The organism is Microbacterium sp. NPDC087665, from assembly GCF_044743285.1.
Taxonomy (GTDB): domain Bacteria; phylum Actinomycetota; class Actinomycetes; order Actinomycetales; family Microbacteriaceae; genus Microbacterium.
In genome coordinates this window covers 374,423-394,033 of the sequence record NZ_JBIUWD010000004.1, presented here as the reverse complement: position 1 = coordinate 394,033, position 19,611 = coordinate 374,423, and the positions used below count along the sequence as shown (strand labels likewise).

The window sequence follows — 19,611 nt, the reverse complement described above, 5'->3', positions numbered from 1 at the left end:
CGCATCGTCACGGAGATGTGTGCACAGCGCCGGGCGCGAGTGTTTTCAGCATAGCGGGGTCGTTCCGGCGCCCGGCCCCGTCTTACGCTCCGAGTCCGGCCCTCGGCGTGCCCTAGACTGGGAGGGCTGTCATTACGCGTGTGTGGAGGAGGCGATCGAGATCTCGACGATGTCTGATCAGACCGTGGGGAACAAGTCCATCGGTCGCACGGTGAAGGCCTACGTCGCCCTCACCAAACCGCGTGTTCTCGAACTGCTGCTGGTTTCCACCGTTCCGGTGATGTTCCTCGCGCAGGGCGGGATGCCCGACCTGTGGCTGGTGCTGGCGACCGTGATCGGCGGCTCCATGAGCGCCGGATCCGCCGCCGCGTTCAACATGTACCTCGACCGCGATATCGATGCGCACATGCACCGCACCGAGAACCGCCCGCTGGTCACCGGCGAGATCACGCCGCGCGGGGCCCTCATCTTCTCCTGGACGTTGGCCGTGCTGTCGACGGTCTGGCTGTGGTTCACCACGAACTGGCTCGCGGCGACGCTCTCGGCATCCGCGATCTTCTTCTACGTCGTCATCTACACGATGCTGCTCAAGCGCCGCACCGAGCAGAACATCGTCTGGGGCGGCATCGCGGGATGCTTCCCGGTGCTGATCGGCTGGTCCGCCGTCACCGGCTCGCTCGACTGGCCGGCCTTCATCCTGTTCCTGCTGATCTTCCTCTGGACGCCGCCGCACTACTGGCCGCTGTCGATGAAGTACCGCGACGACTACGACGATGTCGACGTTCCCATGCTCGGAGTCACGCGCAACGCCTCGCAGGTCGGCCTGCAGGTCATCCTGTACGCCTGGGCGACCATCGCCTGCTCGCTGCTGCTCGTGCCCATCGCGAACATGGGCCTCGTCTACACCGTCTCGGCGCTCGTGTTCGGCGGGTGGTTCATCTACGAATCGCATCGCCTGTACAACCGTGCGGTGCGGGGGACCGAGGCGCGGCCGATGAGAGTCTTCCACGCCTCGATCACCTACTTGACGTTGATCTTCGTGGCGGTCGCGGTCGACCCGTTGCTGCCCTTCTGATCCTCATCGGCGGATTCCGCGTCGTCGATCGCGGACTCGTCCGCGATCTCGACTGACGGCTGGTCGCCTGCGTCCACCGACGTGTTCTCGATGTTGTTCGCCGCGGGAGTCTGGTCGGTCTCGTTCTCGGCGGTCCAATCGATCGGCTCGACGACGACGGGCGCCGACGACGGGATCAACGACTGCACAGCCACCAGGGCGACCGCGAGCAGGATGCCGACCACGCCGGCGGCCAGCAGCGCCGCGCCGACCACGACGAGGGACTGACCGACGTAGACGTCGACGCCCGTCGCGGTGTTGTCGGTCAGCGTCGCCGTCATGGTGCTGATCTGACCGGAGACGAGCCACCCGCCGACGGCCGTCGAGGCGAGCGCGAGGATGAGGAGCAGCCAGAAGCCGATACTGCGTGTCAGTGACTTGTTCATGCCGACAACGATCACCGACGCGTCGATGACTCCCGTATGCGTTGCCTATGGATCCGCTGTCCGGCTGCGGATCACTCCGCCGAGACGGGGTGCTTCAGATGCAGCACCACGACGGTGTACGTCGCGGCAGAGAGCGAGGCGAGCACCATGTGGATGCCGACCAGCAGCGGCGGGAGACCTTCGCGTGCCTGCCACACGCCGACGCCGACCTGCACGACGATCGCGAGCACCAGGACGAGCAGCCACTTGCGGGGCTCGAGCCGCAGCACCCACGCGGCGATCGTCAGCACGACGACCAGTCCCGCGAGGATGTATCCGGGCCACGAGTGCACGTGGGCGAGCACGGTCGCATCGAATCCGTGGCGAAGCACGTCCTGATCGCCGGAGTGCGGGCCGGAGCCCGTCGTCAGCACACCGAAGAGGATCGTCACGGCGAGGGCGAGACCCGTCACATGGCTGAGGATCGTGAACCACACCGGAACGGCGCGTTCCCGCGGGCCGGGGGCGGAGTACACACGCACGAGGAAGGCCGCCGTCACGCAAACCAGCAGCAGCGACGAGGTGTAGTGGAAACCGACGATCAACGGGTTGAGCCCGGTGAGCACGGTGATTCCACCGACGAGCGCCTGCGCCACGACCCCGGCGAACACGACCCACGCCAGGACGACGAGATCCCGTCGTGATGAGGTGAGTCGCGAGGTGTGGATGGCGGCTGCGATCACGGCGAGGAGCACGATGCCGGTGGCGACGGGGAAGGCGTAACCCGGCGCACCGAGGAACGGCGGGGAGAAGATCGCGGATGCCAGGGCGATGCCGCCGTAGACGAGAGCAGCGACGACGATTCCGCCGGCGGCGTACCGCAGTGCCCGGAACACCGAGGGGCGACCGCCCGTGAGGTGCAGGATCAGCAGCACGACGGCCAGCGCGATGATGCCCACGACACCCGTCATCAGACGGTTGCCGAACTCGATGAATCCGTGGATGCCGTCGTTCGCGAAGATGGGGACGAGCGACTCGGGCGTGCAGAGCGGCCATTCCGAGCATCCGAGTCCCGAGCCGGTGAGGCGCACAGCGCCACCGGTGCCGATGATGATCGTCTCGGTGGCCAAGGACAGCCAGGCGAACACCCGGAGCAGGCGCGCCCACAGCGAGGCGTCGGCCGTGGGACGCAGGTCCCGCTCCGCGGAGATCGTGGAAGCGGGCGTGGCGGTGTCGGGCATGGGTCCTCCGGCGCACTTCGCGCGGGACGGGCGGCCCGTCCGCGAAGCGGAACCTGTAGAATCGAATTGTTGGGATGAGCGCTGACCGCGCTGAAGCATCCCTAACAGTTTAGGCGCGATGTATGCGCCGGTGATGAGGGCCCACCAGCGGCACCCGCTCCCTGCAGACTCGACGGGGATCAGGTGTGTCGGGGCGGATGACACCGTTGAGGCCCAATAAGGAGAGTGTGATGTCGGATGTGCTGATCGACCGCCCGGAGCTGGACAGCCTGGGGGTGTACGAATTCGGGTGGCATGACGCCGACGCGGCGGGTGCCATCGCGAAACGCGGGATCTCCGAAGAGGTCGTCCGCGGCATCTCGGCGCTCAAGAACGAGCCCGAATGGATGCTGAAGACGCGCCTCAAGGGGTATCAGCTCTTCGGCAAGAAGCCGATGCCGACCTGGGGTGCAGACCTCAGCGAGATCGATTTCGACAACATTAAGTACTTCGTGCGCTCCACCGAGAAGCAGGCCCAGTCGTGGGAAGACCTGCCCGTGGAGATCCGCGAGACCTACGAGCGCCTCGGCATCCCCGAGGCCGAGCGTCAGCGCCTGGTCGCCGGCGTCGCGGCTCAGTACGAGTCCGAGGTCGTCTACCACCAGATCCGCGAGGACCTGGAGGCGCAGGGCGTCATCTTCATGGACACCGACACCGCGCTGCGCGAGCACCCCGAGTTCTTCGAGGAGTACTTCGGTACCGTGATCCCGGCCGGCGACAACAAGTTCGCCGCCCTCAACACGGCCGTCTGGTCGGGCGGGTCGTTCGTCTACGTCCCCAAGGGCGTTCACGTCGAGATCCCGTTGCAGGCGTACTTCCGCATCAACACCGAGAACATGGGGCAGTTCGAGCGCACCCTGATCATCGCCGACGAAGACAGCTACATCCACTACATCGAGGGCTGCACGGCTCCGATCTACAAGTCGGACTCGCTGCACTCCGCCGTGGTGGAGATCATCGTCAAGAAGAACGCCCGCGTTCGCTACACGACGATCCAGAACTGGTCGAACAACGTCTACAACCTCGTCACCAAGCGTGCGATCGCCCACGAGGGCGCGACCATGGAGTGGGTCGACGGCAACATCGGCTCCAAGGTGACGATGAAGTACCCGTCGATCTACCTCATGGGCGAGCACGCCAAGGGCGAGACCCTGTCCGTCGCCTTCGCCGGCCCCGGCCAGCACCAGGACGCCGGCGCGAAGATGATCCACATGGCTCCGTACACGCAGTCGTCGATCGTCTCGAAGTCGATCGCCCGCGGCGGTGGCCGTGCCGGTTATCGCGGCGAGGTGCGAGTGGATGCCGCAGCGCACCACTCCGCGAACACCGTGCGGTGCGATGCGCTGCTGGTCGACACCAAATCGCGCTCCGACACCTACCCGGCGATCGACATCCGTGTCGACGACGTGCAGCTCGGTCACGAGGCGACCGTCTCGAAGGTCAGCGAGGAGCAGCTGTTCTACCTGCAGTCGCGCGGAATGCCCGAGGACGAGGCCATGGCCATGATCGTTCGCGGATTCATCGAGCCGATCGCCCGTGAGCTGCCGATGGAGTACGCGATGGAGTTGAACAAGCTCATCGAGATGGGCATGGAAGGATCGGTCGGCTGAGATGACCGCTCAGACTACGGCGCCGACGGCGCCGCACTCTTCGAACGCGCACGTGGACCCGGCGGCCCAGGTCGCCGCCGCTGGTTTCGTGCCCGTGCAGACGCGCTCCGAGCGCCCGCACTCCTTCGAGCCTGCTGACTTCGGTGCGCCCACCGGGCGCGAGGTCAATTGGAAGCACACGCCCGTCGCACGTCTGACCGGGCTCTTCGAGGTCGCGAACCCGAACGACGGCGTGAACTACACGTTCGGCGCGGGGGAGCAGTACATCGCAGCTCCGCTCGCCGTCGGCACGGCCCCGCGCGGTGAGTTCTTCCGCGGCGAGGACATCACCGCCGCGGTCGCATGGCAGGGTGCCACCGAAGCGCTGCACGTGCATATTCCTCGCGAAGAAGAGGTCGCAGAGCCGATCCTCATCGCGGTGGAGGGGCGGGGTGCCGACCTGCGGGCGGATGCCCACATCGTGATCGAAGCACTCGAGCACAGCGTCGCGACGGTCGTGCTCCAGCACACCGGATCGGTGCAGTACTCGCAGAACGTCGAGATCATCGCCCGGGCCGGCTCGCAGCTGACGGTGATCAGCCTGCAGCAGTGGCAGGACGACGCGATCCACACCGCGGCCCACCAGGCCCGTGTCGACGCCGATGCCGTGCTCAAGCACTTCGTGATCAGCTTCGGCGGCGGTGTCGTCCGCGTGAACCCGACGCTCGAACTCTCCGGCGCGGGCTCCGAGGGGTACATGTACGGCCTCTCCTATGCGGATGCCGGCCAGCACCTCGAGAGCCAGGTCTACCTGCACCACAAGGGCGCCCACACCAAGGGCGACGTGCTCTACAAGGGTGCGCTGCAGGGCCAGGGCGCGCACAGCGTCTGGATCGGCGACGTGCTCATCGGCGCCGACGCCACGGGCACCGACTCGTACGAGGCCAACCGCAACCTGGTGCTCACCGAGGGCGCGCGCGCCGACTCGATCCCGAACCTCGAGATCGAGACCGGGGACATCCTCGGCGCCGGTCACGCGAGCGCGACGGGTCGTTTCGACGACGAGCAGCTGTTCTACCTGCAGGCCCGCGGCATCAGTGAGGAAGAGGCCCGCCGACTGGTGGTCCTCGGATTCCTCACCGACATCGTGCAGCGCCTCGGCATCCCCGCCCTCGAATCCGAACTGCTCGCAGCGATCGAGACGGAGCTCGCGGCGGTGAGCGCGTGAGCGCCCAGCGCGTCTGCGGTGTCGACGAACTCGAACAGGACACTCCGTTGCGCGTCGAACCCGACGGCATCGCGATCACCGTGATCAAAGATGGCGAGGGTGTCATCCACGCCATCGGCGACACGTGCACCCACGGCGACATCTCGCTGTCCGAGGGCTTCGTCGAAGGCGACACCGTGGAGTGCTGGGCCCATGGCTCGGCCTTCTCGCTGCTCACCGGCAAGCCCCAAAACCTCCCCGCTTACGAGCCCGTCCCCGTCTACGTCGTCGAGATCGACGGCGACGACGTGCTCATCGACCCGACTGTGACGAAGGAAATCTGAATGTCTGTTCTCGAGATCCGCGACCTCTACGTGACGGTCGACACGGAGGCGGGGACCACCCCGATCCTCAACGGAATCACCCTCACCATGAACACCGGTGAGACGCACGCGATCATGGGCCCCAACGGCTCCGGCAAGTCGACGCTCGCGTACACGATCGCCGGCCACCCCAAGTACACGGTCACCAGCGGCTCCATCACCTTTGACGGTGAAGACGTCCTGGCGATGACCGTCGACGAGCGTGCTCGTGCCGGTCTGTTCCTGGCCATGCAGTACCCCGTCGAGATCCCCGGTGTGACGGTCACCAACTTCCTGCGCACGGCGAAGACCGCGCTCGACGGTGAGGCCCCCGCCATCCGTGGGTGGACCAAGGACGTCAAGGCCGCCATGGCGAACCTGCGCATGGACCCGAAGTTCGCGCAGCGCAACGTCAACGAGGGCTTCTCGGGCGGCGAGAAGAAGCGCCACGAGATCCTTCAGCTCGAGGTGCTCCAGCCGAAGTTCGCGATCCTCGACGAGACCGACTCCGGGCTCGACGTCGACGCGCTCAAGATCGTGTCCGAGGGTGTCAACCGCGCCAAGGAGTCCACAGGTCTCGGCGTGCTCCTCATCACGCACTACACCCGCATCCTCCGCTACATCCGCCCCGACTTCGTGCACGTCGTCGTCGCCGGCAAGATCGTGGAAGAGGGCGGCCCCGAACTCGCCGACCGGCTCGAGGACGAGGGTTACGACCGTTTCCTCGACCCCGCCGCTCCGATCGAGGCGTAGGCTGACCGCATGACCGCAACGCTGACCGACGAGAAGTTCGACGAGGTCACCGAGGCTCTCAAGGACGTCATGGATCCCGAGCTCGGGATCAATGTCGTCGACCTCGGCCTCATCTACGATCTGGCGTGGGACGACGAGAACGACGCCCTCGTGATTCACATGACGCTCACCAGCGCCGGGTGCCCGCTCACCGACGTGCTCGAGGACCAGACCGCTCAGGCGCTGGACAGCGTGGTCGACCGGTTCCGGATCAACTGGGTCTGGATGCCGCCGTGGGGTCCCGAGCGGATCACCGACGACGGGCGCGACATGATGCGCGCCCTCGGCTTCGCCATCTGACCACCGGCGAACATGCGTCCGCACGCGCGGACGTCAGCAGGAGCGTGCGCGACCAGTAGTGACGCGCGCCGAACGAAGTAGGAGCGCGGATGCTCGAAGTGAAGGCCTTGCCGTTGGCAGAGCTGCGTCGACGCTCGAGTGAGAAGTGGCGCGAGTATCCGGAGGACGTCCTTCCGTTGTTCGTCGCGGAGACCGATTTCCCGCTCGCTCCGGCGATCTCTGCGACTCTGCAGCAGGCACTCGACATCGGCGACACCGGCTACATCGCCTCGCGGTCACCGCTCGCCGAGGCGTACACGGATTTTGCTCAGCGCCGCTTCGGTTGGACCGTCGATCCTTCTCGCCTCCGCAGCACCGCCGACGTGAGCATGGGCATCGTCGAGATCCTCCGACGCGTCACGCAGCCCGGTGAGCGCGTGATCGTGACACCGCCCGTGTATCCGCCGTTCTACGATCTCGTCGCAGAGGCGGGCGCAGAGGTCGAGCGAGTGCCGCTGCGCGACACGGGTACCCGCTGGGAACTCGATCTCGACGGCATCCGTTCGGCCTTCGCCGAGGGTGCGCGCGCGATCCTGCTGTGCAATCCGCACAACCCCACCGGCACCGTGCACGAGCGAGAATCGCTGGCCGCTCTCGCGGAGCTTGCCGAGGAGTTCGGCGCGGCTGTGATCTCCGACGAGATCCATGCCCCTCTCGCGCAACCGGGTACCGGCTTCACACCGTTCCTGGCGGTGAACGATGCGGCGCAGCGCGTCGGTTTCGCCGTCGTGAGCGCGAGCAAGGCGTTCAATCTCGCCGGACTCAAGTGCGCTCTCATGGTGACGGCCGACGATGCGACGTCGTCCGTCGTGCGCGGCCTTCCCGTGGAAGTGGAATGGCGGACGGGACAGTTCGGCCTGCTCGCCTCGATCGCCGCGTTCTCGGAAGAGAGCGATGAGTGGTTGGATGGGCTGCTGCGCACGCTCGACGAGAACCGGCTGCTGCTGGAGGATCTGCTCGTGACCCACCTACCGGGAGCGCGATATCGCATTCCGGATGCCGGTTACCTCGCCTGGATCGACCTCTCCGCACTCGAGTGGGGCGACAACCCTGCGCGCCGTATTCTTCGCGAGGGCAAGGTCGCGCTGCACTACGGCCCCGCTTTCGGCGACGAAGGCCGCGGCCACGTGCGGCTGAACTTCGGGACGAGTCCCGAGATCATCACCGAGGCCGTCGAGCGCATCGCGGCGCTCGTGGGCCGGTGACGGGCGAGCAGGCGGTCGCAGCTTCGATCTGGGACCGCAGTCGCGTCTGGGTGACCACCGGCGCGATCGCCCTGATCTTCTTGGCGGCGATCGAGGCACTCGCCGTCACGACGGTGATGCCGATCGTGAGCGAAGCCCTCGATGGCGAAGCGCTCTACGCTGTGGCATTCGCGGGCACGCTGGCGACCAGCGTGATCGGCATGGTCGCCAGCGGCGCGTGGTCGGATGCCCGCGGCCCCCGAGGCGCGCTCTACGTGGCGGTCTCGCTCTTCATCGCCGGTCTGCTGGTCTCCGGCTTCGCGGTGACGATGGACCAGTTCCTCATCGGACGACTCGTGCAGGGACTCGGCGCGGGCGGCCAGACCGTGGCGCTGTACGTGGTCGTCGCGCGACTGTATCCACCCCACCTGCACGGTCGGATCTTCGCGGCGTTCGCGGCCGCATGGGTCGTTCCGTCGATGGTCGGGCCGTTCCTCGCGGGCGCCGTCGCCGAGCACATCGACTGGCGATGGACATTCCTCGGTGTGGCCGTGCTCACCGCGATCGCGTTCCTGATGATCGCGGTGAGACTGCGCGGCGTCAGCCTCGGTCATGGCGAGCCTCAGAACCTCCGTGTCGTCGTCACCCGCCTGCTGCTCGCCGTCGTCGTCGCCGTGCTCGCCGTGCTCATCGGTTTCTCCGCCGACATGAGGCCCTCGATCGGGTGGCCCGTGGCTCTCGGCGCCCTCGTCGTGATCGCCGTCGCCGTGCTTCCTCTGCTCCCGAAGCGCACGCTGCGCGCGGGACGCGGTCTGCCGAGCGTGGTGCTCATGCGAGGACTCGTCGCGGGGTCGTTCTTCGCGGCCGAGGCGTACATCCCCTACCTCCTGATGGAGCGGTACGGGTTCACCGCCACCTGGGCGGGGTTGGCGCTCATGTTCGCCGCGCTGGCATGGGCCGGGGCATCCGAACTGCAGGGACGATTCGGCGAACGTCTCGGCAACCACCGCATCACCCTGATCAGCCTCGCACTGGTCGGTGCCGCGTTGCTGTCGGTGCTGACCGCCGCCCTCATCGAGGTCTCACCGGCTCTGATCGTGGTCGGATGGGGCCTTGCGGGCGGTGGGATGGGGTTGCTGTATCCGCGCCTCACCGTGCTCACGCTGGCGTACTCCGAGGAGCGCAACCAGGGATTCAACTCTTCGGCTCTGTCGATCTCGGACTCCACCGGCGCTGCGGTCTCGATCGCTCTGGTGGGACTCGCCGTGGCGACGCTGGGCGGGGGCGCCGGTGTGTTCTGGATCGTGTTCCTGTTCTGCACGGCCCTCGTGCTCCTCGCTGCGATCCCCGGGTTCCGGCTCGGTCACGCGGCGGAGGCTCCGCGCGTCTGAGCGGTTCGGGCTCGCCCGCGTAGTGCCACGAGGGGCGCCCCTTCCCGGCGGGCGAGATGCAGGGCAAGGACCAGCAGCCCCACCGCCAGCATCGCGGTGAGCACTGTGGTCCCGAACGCCAGCAGAAGGACGATGCCGACCAGACCGCTCAGCGTCGACACGACGACGCGCAACGATGACCGTGCGAGCTCGGGCGCCGGTGTCTGCTCGATACGGCTGAAGACCAGAGCGACCAGGGCGGTGCACCCGAGAGCCGTCACCAGCCAGACCGGGCGGCCGAACCACCACTCGATGCTGTCGACGGCAGGAAGCTCAGACCCCTGGGACAGCGCGACGATCGCCGTGATGCCGGCCATGGCGAGCAGAACCGGCATGTGCCAGAGGTAGATGGTCATGGTGCGCGGGGTGACGAATGCCCGGAAGGCTGCGGCGGGTGGCCGTCGGCTGAGGGCGATAAGCCACTCACGATGCAGCGACATGACGCTCGTGTGAGCGACGGCGACCAGGAGGAGCGCGGCGGTGGGCGGATTGATGTTCTCGATGAGGTCGGGGGAGTAGACGCCCGTCGCGAAGGTGAACAGGAGCGCGGCGACGGCGACGATGCCGGCGGCGATCCGCACCCGGCGTGACAGCGCATCGATCCGTCCGTCCGCGAGGAAGAAACCGATCTGCTGCACCGCGAGCCAGACGAAGGCCAGATTCGCGAATCCGAGTGCGTCGATGCCCGTGAGCGCACGCGCGGCGTCGACGGCGATGGCGGCGGCGACGAGCACCGTGAGAGTGCGCATCGGCGCACGTTCATGCGCGGCGATCAGGGCGGGCAGAAGGGCTTGGCAGAGCAGGAAAACGGCGAGGAACCACAGCGGTTGGCCGTAGCGGAATCCCGCCACGACGATCAGCTCGGCGGGGGTTCCCAGCATCCCCAGAATCAGGAGGACGGCGCCGACGATCGCCACCGTGACGACGGCGGGGCGCAGCAGACGGTGGATGCGGGTCGCGACGAAGCTGCGCGCCGTGCCTCCTCGCTGACGCGACCGGCGGTACGCGAGCATGCCGGAGAAGCCGCCGATCACGAAGAACAGGGGCATGACCTGCAGGATCCAGCTCAGCGGAACGATCCACCAGGTGCCGACACTGGCGTTGTCGAAGACCGGGGCTCCGTCGGTGATCGTGACGCCGACCATGATCGCGTGCAGGAGCACGACGCCGACCACGCAGAGCGCGCGGACCATATCGATGCCCGTGTCACGCGCGTCGCCCGGTTGCGGGGCGTGAGTGCGCACGGTGGGCGGTGCCTGGACGATGGCCATGAGTCCTCCTCGGAACGGTGTTCCTGGAGGTTATGGACGGGGCGGGTTCGCGGACATCACCCCGGAGAGCTGTTCAGCCCCCTACCGTGGGGTGATTCAGGAGGCCGGCTCGACCAGGCCAGCGTCGTAGGCGAGGATCACCGCGTGGACGCGGTCGCGGACCCCGAGCTTGGCCAGCACTTTGCCGACGTGCGTCTTCACGGTCTGCTCGGCGATGAACAGATCGGTGGCGATCTCGCTGTTCGAGCGGCCGCGTCCGATCAGCACCAGGACTTCGCGTTCACGGTCGGTGAGATCGGCGAGCGCGCCGAGTGCGCGCGGAGGGCGGGGACGGCGTCCGGCGAACTGCTCGATGACACGGCGCGTGATGCTCGGGGCGAGGAGTGCGTCGCCACCGGCGACGACACGGACGGCATGCACGAGTTCCTCCGGGAGGGCGTCCTTCAAGAGGAATCCACTCGCCCCGGCTTCGAGCGCGTCGTAGACGTAGTCATCGATGTCGAAGGTCGTGAGCATGAGGATCCGCGGGACGTGCGCCGCGGGGTAACTCGGCCCGAGAATGCGCCGGGTGGCCTCGATGCCGTCGAGTTCCGGCATCCGCACGTCCATCAGGATGACGTCCGGGTCGAGCCGTGCCGCGAGCGTCACGGCCTCGGCGCCTGTCGCGGCCTGACCGGTGACCCGTATGCCGTCATGGGCGTCGAGGAGCGCGGCGAAGCCGGCGCGCACCATCGCCTGATCGTCGGCGATGAGGACGCTGATCGTCATGGGTTCTCCTTCACAGCGGCGGTGCCGCTTCGCGTGTCATCTCCGCGGGCCCCGATGCCTTCGGATGCCGCGTGCTCTGGGTCGTTCGGCAGCGTGGCCTCGACCTGCCAGACATCCCCGGCGCTCGGCCCGGCAGTCAGGGTGCCGCCCAGCAGATGGGTGCGCTCGCGCATTCCCCGAAGACCGTGTCCGATGCCTCGGTCTGCCGCGGACGCGGGGGCGTCGTTGCGCACACGGATGCGTAGAGACGCGGCATCCGCCTGAACGTGCACGGTGACCGCCGACCCGGGAGCGTGGCGGACGGCGTTGCTCAGGGCTTCCTGCACGATCCGATACGCGGCGATCTGCACCGCCGCCGGCACGGCCGTCGAATCGTCGGCACCGATCAGGGCGAGGCCCGCTTCGAGGCCGGCGCGTCGCATCGTATCGACGAGGGCGGGGATGTCGTCGAGCCCCTTCTGCGGCTCGAGCTCGGTCGCCTGGTTCTCGGTGCGAAGAACGCCCAGCATGCGGCGCATCTCGGTGAGTGACGCGCGAGCGGTCGCGGCGATGTCGTCGAACTCCCGCACGGCATCGTCGTCGATCGAGGGCAGCCGATACCGAGCCGTCGAGGCCTGCACCTGGATGACCGACATGCTGTGGGCGATGACGTCGTGCAGCTCACGGGCGATGCGGGTGCGCTCTTCGACGAGCGCACGGCGGGACTCCTCGAGCGCGGAGTGCTCGCGTTCCCTCGTCAGTTCCGCTCCGACACGGACCCGACCGGCGATGAGGATCGCGAGCACGAAGGCGGCTGTCGCGACGGATGCCGTGACGATCAGGTCGGCGGTGGCCGTCGCCGTGACATCAGCGATGTCCATGATGTCGGGCCGCAGGAGCGGAGCGAGCAGAGACCCGATGGTGCCGATCGCGAGGGGGAAGATGCCGAGACGTGCGCCGTGCACGCCCGTCACGACGCCGACGAAGATGACGAAGATGATGATCGTCGGCACCGACCAGGGCCAGGGTGCGGTCGCGGCCCGGTCCGCCTCTGCGATCAGGGGGATGGCGAACGCGCTGGCGCAGAAGAGCGCGATCGCCGTCCGTGGGCGGGAGAGCGACAGCAGCGGGGCTGCGCACAGCGCGACGCCCAGCAGGAAGGCGAGCGGCAACGGAGTCCCGTAGAGCGCGATGTGCACGGGGACGAAGATCGCGTAGAGCGCAGCGGATGCCACGCCGAGCGCGGTCAGCAGGAGCGTCCTCCGGCTGATCCGGGCGAGGCGCGGGCGAAGGGCCATGATCTTCATCCTGCCAGGTGCGGTGCGGCGACGCGGCGTCTGCGGAGCGCCGCCACGCGATCGATGGCGACACCGACGGCGAGAGCGATCGCGATGCCGATTCCTGCGCTGAGGAGCGGCTGATCCTCGATCCAATTGCCCGCGAGCAGACCGATCGAGAGACTGAGCGCACTCCAGCTCACGCCGGCGACGATGCTGAGAGGCACGAAGCGGCGCCAGGAGAACCCCAGTGCTCCCGCCGACATGTTGACGGCGACCCGTCCGACTGGGATGTAGCGCGCGCCCAGGATGAGCATGGCGCTGCGCTGATCCAGCGCGCGCTCGGCACGGTCGAAGGCCGCGGCGATTCGGGGTCGGCGCATCCACGCGGGGCGGCGTGTGCCCACGCGCCGCCCGATGGCGAAGGCGATGTTGTCGCCGACCGCGGCGCCGACGGCCGCAACCAGGCCGAGCATCAGCAGGTCTCCGCCGCCGGTCGACGCCGAGACCGCTGCCGCGGCGACGAGCACCGTCTCGCTGGGGATCGGCGGGAAGAACCCGTCGATCACCGTGACCGTGAAGAGGATGAGCGCGAGCCAGGGGGAGGCGACGGCCTGCAGGATGAGTTCGTTGATGACGTCCACCCTCGAACGCTAAGGAGCGGATGCATCGCGGGGCATCCCTCTGGGGTATCGCGGCTCTCACTCTGCAGAGTGATCTTGTCCCTGGGCGGAGCGTTCTGCCGGTCGGCATATACTGGGAGGCTGGCCGCTCGGCCACTTTCCCCTGAACGAACGGACATCCCGCTGTGCTTTCCGTGCACGAACTCGAGATCCGCGTGGGCGCGCGCCTCCTCATGGAGAACGTCTCCTTCCGCGTCGGCGACGGCGACAAGATCGGACTCGTCGGTCGCAACGGTGCCGGCAAGACGACGCTCACCAAGGTGCTCGCCGGTGATGTGCTCCCGTCGGGCGGCAACGTCACCCGCTCCGGTGAGCTGGGATATCTCCCGCAGGACCCGCGGTCGGGCAACCCCGAAGACCTGGCGCGCACGCGCATCCTCGACGCACGCGGGCTCGGCCAGCTGAACCTCGGTATGACCGAAGCATCGATCGCGATGGCGTCCGATGACCCGGCCGTCGCCGCGAAGGCGATGAAGCGCTATGGGCAGCTCACCGAGCAGTTCGAGGCGCAGGGCGGATACGCGGCCGAGGCGCAGGCGGCGTCGATCGCCCACAACCTGTCGCTGCCCGATCGCATCCTCGATCAGCCGCTGTCGACGCTCTCCGGTGGACAGCGACGACGCATCGAGCTCGCGCGCATCCTCTTCTCGGACGCCGAGACGATGATCCTCGACGAGCCGACCAACCACCTCGACGCCGACAGCGTCGTGTGGCTGCGTGAGTTCCTCAAGGGGTACAAGGGCGGACTGATCGTCATCAGCCACGATGTGGAACTGGTCGGCGAGACCGTGAACCGGGTCTTCTATCTCGACGCGAACCGCCAGGTCATCGACACCTACAACATGAACTGGAAGAACTACCTGCGTCAGCGCGTCGCCGACGAGGAGCGCCGCAAGAAGGAGCGCGCCAACGCCGAGAAGAAGGCGACGACGCTGCAGCTGCAGGCCGCCCGCTTCGGCGCGAAGGCCTCGAAGGCCGCCGCCGCGCACCAGATGGTCGCCCGCGCCGAGAAGCTCCTCGCGGGACTCGACGATGTGCGTCAGGTCGATCGGGTCGCCAAGCTGCGCTTCCCGAAGCCCGCGCCCTGCGGCAAGACCCCGCTCATGGCCACCGGCCTGTCGAAGTCCTACGGTTCGCTCGAGATCTTCACCGACGTCGACCTGGCGATCGACCGCGGCTCCAAAGTCGTCATCCTGGGGCTCAACGGTGCCGGTAAGACGACGCTGCTGCGCATGCTCGCGGGCGTGGATGAGCCCGACACCGGGCAGCTCGAGCCGGGCCACGGCCTCAAGGTCGGCTACTACGCCCAGGAGCACGAGAACCTCGACGTCAACCGCTCGGTCCTCGAGAACATGGTCTCCGCGGCTCCCCACATCACCGAGATGGAAGCGCGACGCGTGCTCGGCTCGTTCCTGTTCACGGGCGACGATGTCTTGAAGCCCGCGGGAGTGCTGTCCGGCGGAGAGAAGACGCGTCTGTCTCTCGCGACGCTCGTCGTATCGTCGGCGAACCTGCTGCTGCTCGATGAGCCCACGAACAACCTCGACCCTGCGTCGCGCGAAGAGATCCTCGACGCGCTGGCGCACTACGAGGGCGCTGTCGTGCTCGTCTCGCACGACCCCGGGGCGGTGCAGTCGCTCAACCCCGAGCGCGTGCTCATCCTGCCCGACGGCGTCGAGGACATCTGGAACCAGGAGTACCAGGACCTCATCGAGCTCGCCTAGGCGCGCACGAGAGGCATCGGTGGCGTATCGGTGGCATAGTCGAGTGCATGCCATCCGAAACGACAGACGTCGCGGCCTGGTTGCGCGCGCAACCCTCTCTGAGCGGGAATGCTCCTGCCTGGGACATCGGTGACCTGCCGGCGGCACCGGAGGATCTGTTCGTCGCGTGGCTGACGCAGGCGATCGATGACGGCGTCGCCGAACCGCTCGCCGCGACGCTGGCCACCGTCGGATCCGACGGGGTCCCCGATGCGCGCACGTTGATCCTCAAAGACGTGGATGCTCGCGGCTGGGCATTCGCCGGACCACGTGCGTCAAGGAAGGCTGCGCAGTTGGCCGCGCATCCCGCCGGTGCGCTGAACTTCTGGTGGCAGCCGTTGGTGAGGGCGGTGCGCGTGCGCGGGCATGTCGAGGAAGCCTCGCCAGACGAGAGCGCAGCAGATCTCGCTTCGCGTCCCGCTCCTGCTCGCGCGGGGCTCGGGCCCGACCGCTGGGTGCTCTGGCGACTCATCCCCGAGCGGGTCGAGTTCTGGCAGGGCGCTCCGGACCGACGTCACACCCGGATCGTCTACGAGCGCCGGGACGGCGAGTGGACGCGCGCGGCGATCGCAGGGGTGCCCGTCATCGAGGAAGAACAGCCCCGCAACGACTAGCGTCCGCGCGATTCGACACCGGCGTCGAGCAGCTCGTCTTCGACATCCGCGTCTTTGTCGCGTCGCCGGGGCGCCTTCACCGGTGTCGGGATCCCCTCGACCTCTTCGCGGTGCTTCACGATCTCGGTGCGGATGATATAGCCGATGAAGATGAAACCCATGATGGCGAACAGGATCCACTGGATCGCGTAGGAGAGGTGCGGTCCGGGGTCGTCGGTGGGGGAGGTGAAGCCGCCCAGCGCCGTTCCTGCCGGATCTTCGCTGACGAGCTGTCCGTACCCTGCGGTGACCACATCGCCCTCGACCAACTCGGCGATCGTCGGGAGATTGATCGTCGGCACCTGCCCCTCGGGTGCACCGCGGCCCGAAGCGGGAACCTGCTCGCTCGGGCGCAGCCGCACGACCACCTCGACCGAGCCCTCGGGCGGTGCAGGAACGGCGTCCGGTGCGTCTCCATCCCCCGGCGGAACCCATCCGCGATCGACGATGAACACGCGCCCATCGACGTCGCGGAACGGCACGAGCACCTCGAAGGCGCTCGTGCCGCCGTGGGGCCGGTTGCGCACCAGCAGCTGCTGATCGGCCAGATATTCACCCTGCAACAGCACGGGGTGCCACACATCCTCGGGGTCGAGCACGTCGTCCGCTCCGATGATGTCGGCGAGGGGGACCGGAGTCGCGTCGTAGTTCTTCTCGACCAGCTCGATCTGCTCGGTGCGCGAGACGTTCCTCTCGAACTGCCAGTTCGACAGGAATGCGCACGCCACGGCGAAGCCGATCGCGATGAGCACGTAGACGACCCATCGCGTGAACCGTTGGCTCATGCCGGTACACCGTCTCTCACGACGACGGGGAAGTCGCGAGCGGCGAGATAATCGCGCAGGTAGTCGACGTGCTCGTCGCAGGCCAGCCAGATCTTCTCACGATCCGCCGCATGGATACGGGGATTGCGCCAGACGACCTGATGGGTCGCGGTGCTCCGGCACGCCGCACGCGAGCAGATGAGTTCGGTCATGACGGATCCTGCGGCTTCTCGTGGATGGTGATGACCAGCGGATCGTCGGAATCGCTCTTCTCCGCGATCACCGTCGGAGCCGCCTCGATCTCGGCGACCGGCGACTCCGCCGACGTCTCGGTGCTGTCGCTTCCTGCGTTCGCGAGCACCACGGCGATGTAGGGGAGCACGGCGGCGGCGATCGCGAACACCCAGGTGTACCAGCCGTAGGGCTGAACGAGCACCATCAACGCGAAGCAGACGATGCGGATCGTCATCGTCAGCGCGTACCGGCGCACGCGGTGATCCGCCTCAGCCTGCGGCGACTGCGGCAGGGAGGTGACGGCGGGGACGAGGCGCTTGCTCTTCACGATGCATCCAGCCTACGCCGCTGACAGCGCGCCGGAGCGCCGATACCGAGCAGCTCAGCTGTTGTAGAGGAACGGGAGCGTGAAGGCGCCGAAGAGCACGAACGTGAAGATCGTCACGATGATCATGATGGCGATCACGCCGAGCACGACGTAGCCGATGATGAGCCCGGCGAAAGCCATGCCCCGACCGCCGATGTTCGGGTCTGTCTTCGTCTTCTTCAGCGCCATGTGGCCGGTGATGACGGCGACGACCGCGGCGAGGGCGGGGAATGCCAACCAGCTGAAGACGACGCTCACGATGGCGGTGACGAGCGAGGTGATCGCCAGACCGCTCGTCGGTCGCGGCGCCGGGTACACCGGGTACGGATTCTGCGCGTAGCCGTACCCCGGGGCAGCGCCGTACGGCTGCTGAGCCGGGGGCTGGGGCGGCGCGCCGTAGGGAAGGGGTGCCGAAGCGGGCTGACCGTACGCCGGGGCGGGCTGGCCGTACGTCGGTGCCGGTTGGCCGTACGTCGGTGCCGGTTGGCCGTAGGCCGGTGCGGCTCCCGGGTACGCCTGGTGCGGCTGCGCGGGCGGCGCAGGTGCGGCGGGCGGCGGGGAGTAGGGAGATTCTCCTGCAGAAGGGGGAATGCTGTTGTCGCTCACGCGGGAAGCCTTTCGTCCCGCTCAGCGTTTCAGCACCGCCTCCGTCTGTCAAACCTTCCGACCTCATCCGCGCGGATCATCCTCGATAGGATCGAATTCGACTCGGATGCCGGGTCGTACGCAACGTCGGGAGTGAATAGACATGAGTGCTGGGCGCGTCGTCCTCGTCACCGGAGGCAGCCGCGGCATCGGCCGCGCGATCGCGGAGCGATTCGTCCGCGAGGGGTACCGCGTCGCCGTCACCGCCCGCAGCGGAGAGGGGCCCGAGGGCACGCTCACCGTTCGCGCCGACGTGACCGATGCCGCGTCGATCGATTCCGCGTTCACCGAGGTCGAGCAGCAACTCGGTCCGGTGGAGGTCGTCGTCGCGAACGCGGGCATCACCAAGGACACGCTTCTGCTGCGCATGAGCGAAGACGACTTCGACAGCGTGATCGCGACCAACCTCGGTGGTACGTTCCGCGTCGTCAAGCGGGCGTCGAAGGGGATGCTCCGCGCACGTTTCGGTCGGGTCATCCTGATCTCGAGCGTCGTGGGCCTCTACGGCTCGGCCGGCCAGATCAACTACTCCGCGTCGAAGAGCGGGCTCGTCGGTTTCGCGCGTTCCCTCACCCGGGAACTCGGCGCACGGGGAATCACCGCGAACGTCGTCGCTCCCGGATTCATCGAGACCGACATGACCGCCGAGCTCCCCGAAGAGACGCAGAAGCAGTACAAGTCCAATATCCCCGCCGGCCGATTCGCGAGCGCGGATGAGGTCGCCGGTGTGGTCACGTGGCTGGCGGGTGACGACGCCGCGTACATCTCGGGCGCCGTCATCCCGGTCGACGGCGGTCTCGGGATGGGCCACTGACGTACGAAGGGACGGCAGTGATCAGTCCGTGATCGCTGCCGCGATGAGTTCGCCGAGCCGCTCAGGGACGGAGAACTGGGGCCAGTGCCCCGAGCCGATCCGGACGACATCGGACGACCCGATCGCCCGGAACTCGTCGGCGTACGCTCCCCACTGGTCGAGCTCGGCCTCGACCGCCGCGCGATCCATATCGCCCATCAGCAGCGTGACCGGAACCCTGAATCGCGCGGTGTTGTAGAGGGTGATCGCATCGGTGGGCACCCGCAGGGGCACGCTCCGGGCGAGCGGCGCAGTGCGTGCGCGGATCTCTTCATCCAGGTCGAAGACGTCGCGGTCGGGGAAGTGGTCCCAGCCCGGGAAGGGGATCACGCCGTCGGCGACCTCGAACTCGCTGATGCCCTGACCGGGGGCCGGGGGGACCGTGTCGACGAAGATCACGCGGGCCACGCGATCGGGACGCGCATCCGCTGCGCCCCAGGCGACGTTGCCGCCGCCGCTGTGGCCGACGACGACGACCCGGTCGGCCCCGATCTCGTCGATCTTCTGAACCGCCGCATCGACCCAATCCGCGATGCCGATGTCGGCCGACGCCTCAGCGGATTCGCCGACGCCGGGCAAGGTGAGCGGATGCACGCGGTGGCCCGCCGCCGTCAGGGCGGGGAGCACGGCGTTCCAGCTCGTGGCGTCCAACCAGAGTCCGGGAATGAGGATGATGTCCATGATCCGACGCT

Annotated in this window: 22 protein-coding genes; 11 read left to right on the top strand and 11 right to left on the bottom strand. The window is 67.6% G+C overall.

Features of this window, described 5'->3' with window-relative positions; genetic code table 11:
* Positions 1–169 precede the first annotated feature (169 nt).
* Positions 170–1,075: a heme o synthase gene (locus tag ACIOSY_RS11770; protein WP_400853376.1), complete on the top strand. Its 906-nt coding sequence runs from the start codon at positions 170–172 to the stop codon at positions 1,073–1,075.
* Here ACIOSY_RS11770 and ACIOSY_RS11765 read toward each other — a convergent pair.
* Positions 1,021–1,500, bottom strand: coding sequence for a hypothetical protein (locus ACIOSY_RS11765; RefSeq protein ID WP_400853374.1), 480 nt, complete (start codon positions 1,498–1,500; stop codon positions 1,021–1,023). The genes ACIOSY_RS11770 and ACIOSY_RS11765 overlap by 55 nt on opposite strands.
* Positions 1,501–1,571: 71 nt before the next feature.
* Complete coding sequence (locus ACIOSY_RS11760; protein ID WP_400853372.1) at positions 1,572–2,720, bottom strand: heme A synthase; 1,149 nt, start codon at positions 2,718–2,720, stop codon at positions 1,572–1,574.
* Between the two features lie 230 nt (positions 2,721–2,950).
* On the opposite strand from ACIOSY_RS11760, the gene sufB reads away from it, so the two are divergent.
* From sufB to ACIOSY_RS11725, 7 genes are all read left to right on the top strand, one after another.
* The gene (gene sufB / locus ACIOSY_RS11755) at positions 2,951–4,369 is read left to right on the top strand and encodes a Fe-S cluster assembly protein SufB (RefSeq protein WP_400853370.1); all 1,419 of its coding nucleotides are present in this window, start codon (positions 2,951–2,953) and stop codon (positions 4,367–4,369) included.
* Position 4,370: 1 nt separating this feature from the next.
* Positions 4,371–5,576: a Fe-S cluster assembly protein SufD gene (gene sufD, locus ACIOSY_RS11750; RefSeq protein WP_400853368.1), complete on the top strand. Its 1,206-nt coding sequence runs from the start codon at positions 4,371–4,373 to the stop codon at positions 5,574–5,576.
* Positions 5,573–5,899, top strand: coding sequence for a non-heme iron oxygenase ferredoxin subunit (locus ACIOSY_RS11745; RefSeq protein ID WP_400853366.1), 327 nt, complete (start codon positions 5,573–5,575; stop codon positions 5,897–5,899). The genes sufD and ACIOSY_RS11745 overlap by 4 nt, the downstream gene beginning before the upstream one ends.
* Positions 5,900–6,670, top strand: coding sequence for a Fe-S cluster assembly ATPase SufC (gene sufC, locus ACIOSY_RS11740; protein WP_400853364.1), 771 nt, complete (start codon positions 5,900–5,902; stop codon positions 6,668–6,670).
* A 9-nt stretch (positions 6,671–6,679) separates the two neighbouring features.
* The gene (locus ACIOSY_RS11735) at positions 6,680–7,009 is read left to right on the top strand and encodes a metal-sulfur cluster assembly factor (RefSeq protein WP_400853362.1); all 330 of its coding nucleotides are present in this window, start codon (positions 6,680–6,682) and stop codon (positions 7,007–7,009) included.
* Positions 7,010–7,098: 89 nt separating this feature from the next.
* Complete coding sequence (locus ACIOSY_RS11730; RefSeq protein WP_400853360.1) at positions 7,099–8,253, top strand: MalY/PatB family protein; 1,155 nt, start codon at positions 7,099–7,101, stop codon at positions 8,251–8,253.
* Complete coding sequence (locus tag ACIOSY_RS11725; protein WP_400853358.1) at positions 8,250–9,623, top strand: MFS transporter; 1,374 nt, start codon at positions 8,250–8,252, stop codon at positions 9,621–9,623. The genes ACIOSY_RS11730 and ACIOSY_RS11725 overlap by 4 nt, the downstream gene beginning before the upstream one ends.
* On the opposite strand, the gene ACIOSY_RS11720 is transcribed toward ACIOSY_RS11725, so the two are convergent.
* From ACIOSY_RS11720 to ACIOSY_RS11705, 4 genes are all read right to left on the bottom strand, one after another.
* The gene (locus ACIOSY_RS11720; RefSeq protein ID WP_400853356.1) at positions 9,596–10,933 is read right to left on the bottom strand and encodes an acyltransferase; all 1,338 of its coding nucleotides are present in this window, start codon (positions 10,931–10,933) and stop codon (positions 9,596–9,598) included. The two genes, ACIOSY_RS11725 and ACIOSY_RS11720, sit on opposite strands and share 28 nt — an antisense overlap.
* 96 nt (positions 10,934–11,029) lie before the next feature.
* Positions 11,030–11,701: a response regulator gene (locus ACIOSY_RS11715; protein WP_400853354.1), complete on the bottom strand. Its 672-nt coding sequence runs from the start codon at positions 11,699–11,701 to the stop codon at positions 11,030–11,032.
* The gene (locus tag ACIOSY_RS11710; RefSeq protein WP_400853352.1) at positions 11,698–12,978 is read right to left on the bottom strand and encodes a sensor histidine kinase; all 1,281 of its coding nucleotides are present in this window, start codon (positions 12,976–12,978) and stop codon (positions 11,698–11,700) included. Before ACIOSY_RS11710 ends, ACIOSY_RS11715 begins: the two co-directional genes overlap by 4 nt.
* A 5-nt stretch (positions 12,979–12,983) precedes the next feature.
* Positions 12,984–13,601 carry a DedA family protein gene (locus ACIOSY_RS11705; protein WP_400853350.1) on the bottom strand — a complete coding sequence of 206 codons (618 nt, stop codon included), beginning with the start codon at positions 13,599–13,601 and terminating at the stop codon, positions 12,984–12,986.
* Positions 13,602–13,765: 164 nt separating this feature from the next.
* Between ACIOSY_RS11705 and ACIOSY_RS11700 the strand changes: the two genes are divergently transcribed.
* Complete coding sequence (locus tag ACIOSY_RS11700; protein ID WP_400853348.1) at positions 13,766–15,364, top strand: ABC-F family ATP-binding cassette domain-containing protein; 1,599 nt, start codon at positions 13,766–13,768, stop codon at positions 15,362–15,364.
* A 47-nt stretch (positions 15,365–15,411) separates the two neighbouring features.
* Positions 15,412–16,017, top strand: a complete 606-nt coding sequence (locus ACIOSY_RS11695) for a pyridoxal 5'-phosphate synthase (protein ID WP_400853346.1) — start codon at positions 15,412–15,414, stop codon at positions 16,015–16,017.
* On the opposite strand, the gene ACIOSY_RS11690 is transcribed toward ACIOSY_RS11695, so the two are convergent.
* Genes ACIOSY_RS11690 through ACIOSY_RS11675 form a run of 4 tightly spaced genes read right to left on the bottom strand, consistent with a single transcriptional unit; the run spans position 16,014 to position 18,027 of the window.
* The gene (locus ACIOSY_RS11690) at positions 16,014–16,841 is read right to left on the bottom strand and encodes an SURF1 family protein (RefSeq protein ID WP_400853344.1); all 828 of its coding nucleotides are present in this window, start codon (positions 16,839–16,841) and stop codon (positions 16,014–16,016) included. The two genes, ACIOSY_RS11695 and ACIOSY_RS11690, sit on opposite strands and share 4 nt — an antisense overlap.
* The gene (locus ACIOSY_RS11685) at positions 16,838–17,032 is read right to left on the bottom strand and encodes a hypothetical protein (protein ID WP_400853342.1); all 195 of its coding nucleotides are present in this window, start codon (positions 17,030–17,032) and stop codon (positions 16,838–16,840) included. Before ACIOSY_RS11685 ends, ACIOSY_RS11690 begins: the two co-directional genes overlap by 4 nt.
* On the bottom strand, positions 17,029–17,382 hold the full coding sequence (locus tag ACIOSY_RS11680; RefSeq protein ID WP_400853340.1) for a DUF3099 domain-containing protein: 354 nt from the start codon (positions 17,380–17,382) through the stop codon (positions 17,029–17,031). The genes ACIOSY_RS11685 and ACIOSY_RS11680 overlap by 4 nt, the downstream gene beginning before the upstream one ends.
* Positions 17,383–17,436: 54 nt before the next feature.
* Positions 17,437–18,027, bottom strand: a complete 591-nt coding sequence (locus tag ACIOSY_RS11675; RefSeq protein ID WP_400853338.1) for a DUF4190 domain-containing protein — start codon at positions 18,025–18,027, stop codon at positions 17,437–17,439.
* 142 nt (positions 18,028–18,169) lie between these two features.
* Here ACIOSY_RS11675 and ACIOSY_RS11670 point away from each other — a divergent pair, with 142 nt between their 5' ends.
* Entirely contained in the window at positions 18,170–18,880 is a 711-nt protein-coding gene (locus tag ACIOSY_RS11670) for a beta-ketoacyl-ACP reductase (RefSeq protein ID WP_400853336.1), read from the top strand.
* Positions 18,881–18,901: 21 nt separating this feature from the next.
* Here the strand turns inward: ACIOSY_RS11670 and ACIOSY_RS11665 are convergent, their stop codons facing one another.
* Entirely contained in the window at positions 18,902–19,600 is a 699-nt protein-coding gene (locus tag ACIOSY_RS11665) for an alpha/beta fold hydrolase (protein ID WP_400853334.1), read from the bottom strand.
* Between the last annotated feature and the right edge of the window lie 11 nt (positions 19,601–19,611).

Excerpts from the sequence above, each read along its gene's own strand:
- ACIOSY_RS11770 (WP_400853376.1), top strand. The coding sequence starts at position 170 with ATGTCTGATCAGACCGTGGGGAACAAGTCCATCGGTCGCACGGTGAAG.
- ACIOSY_RS11765 (WP_400853374.1), bottom strand. The coding sequence starts at position 1,500 with ATGAACAAGTCACTGACACGCAGTATCGGCTTCTGGCTGCTCCTCATC.
- ACIOSY_RS11760 (WP_400853372.1), bottom strand. The coding sequence starts at position 2,720 with ATGCCCGACACCGCCACGCCCGCTTCCACGATCTCCGCGGAGCGGGAC.
- sufB (WP_400853370.1), top strand. The coding sequence starts at position 2,951 with ATGTCGGATGTGCTGATCGACCGCCCGGAGCTGGACAGCCTGGGGGTG.
- sufD (WP_400853368.1), top strand. The coding sequence starts at position 4,371 with ATGACCGCTCAGACTACGGCGCCGACGGCGCCGCACTCTTCGAACGCG.
- sufC (WP_400853364.1), top strand. The coding sequence starts at position 5,900 with ATGTCTGTTCTCGAGATCCGCGACCTCTACGTGACGGTCGACACGGAG.
- ACIOSY_RS11735 (WP_400853362.1), top strand. The coding sequence starts at position 6,680 with ATGACCGCAACGCTGACCGACGAGAAGTTCGACGAGGTCACCGAGGCT.
- ACIOSY_RS11730 (WP_400853360.1), top strand. The coding sequence starts at position 7,099 with ATGCTCGAAGTGAAGGCCTTGCCGTTGGCAGAGCTGCGTCGACGCTCG.
- ACIOSY_RS11720 (WP_400853356.1), bottom strand. The coding sequence starts at position 10,933 with ATGGCCATCGTCCAGGCACCGCCCACCGTGCGCACTCACGCCCCGCAA.
- ACIOSY_RS11715 (WP_400853354.1), bottom strand. The coding sequence starts at position 11,701 with ATGACGATCAGCGTCCTCATCGCCGACGATCAGGCGATGGTGCGCGCC.
- ACIOSY_RS11710 (WP_400853352.1), bottom strand. The coding sequence starts at position 12,978 with ATGGCCCTTCGCCCGCGCCTCGCCCGGATCAGCCGGAGGACGCTCCTG.
- ACIOSY_RS11695 (WP_400853346.1), top strand. The coding sequence starts at position 15,412 with ATGCCATCCGAAACGACAGACGTCGCGGCCTGGTTGCGCGCGCAACCC.
- ACIOSY_RS11690 (WP_400853344.1), bottom strand. The coding sequence starts at position 16,841 with ATGAGCCAACGGTTCACGCGATGGGTCGTCTACGTGCTCATCGCGATC.
- ACIOSY_RS11685 (WP_400853342.1), bottom strand. The coding sequence starts at position 17,032 with ATGACCGAACTCATCTGCTCGCGTGCGGCGTGCCGGAGCACCGCGACC.
- ACIOSY_RS11670 (WP_400853336.1), top strand. The coding sequence starts at position 18,170 with ATGAGTGCTGGGCGCGTCGTCCTCGTCACCGGAGGCAGCCGCGGCATC.
- ACIOSY_RS11665 (WP_400853334.1), bottom strand. The coding sequence starts at position 19,600 with ATGGACATCATCCTCATTCCCGGACTCTGGTTGGACGCCACGAGCTGG.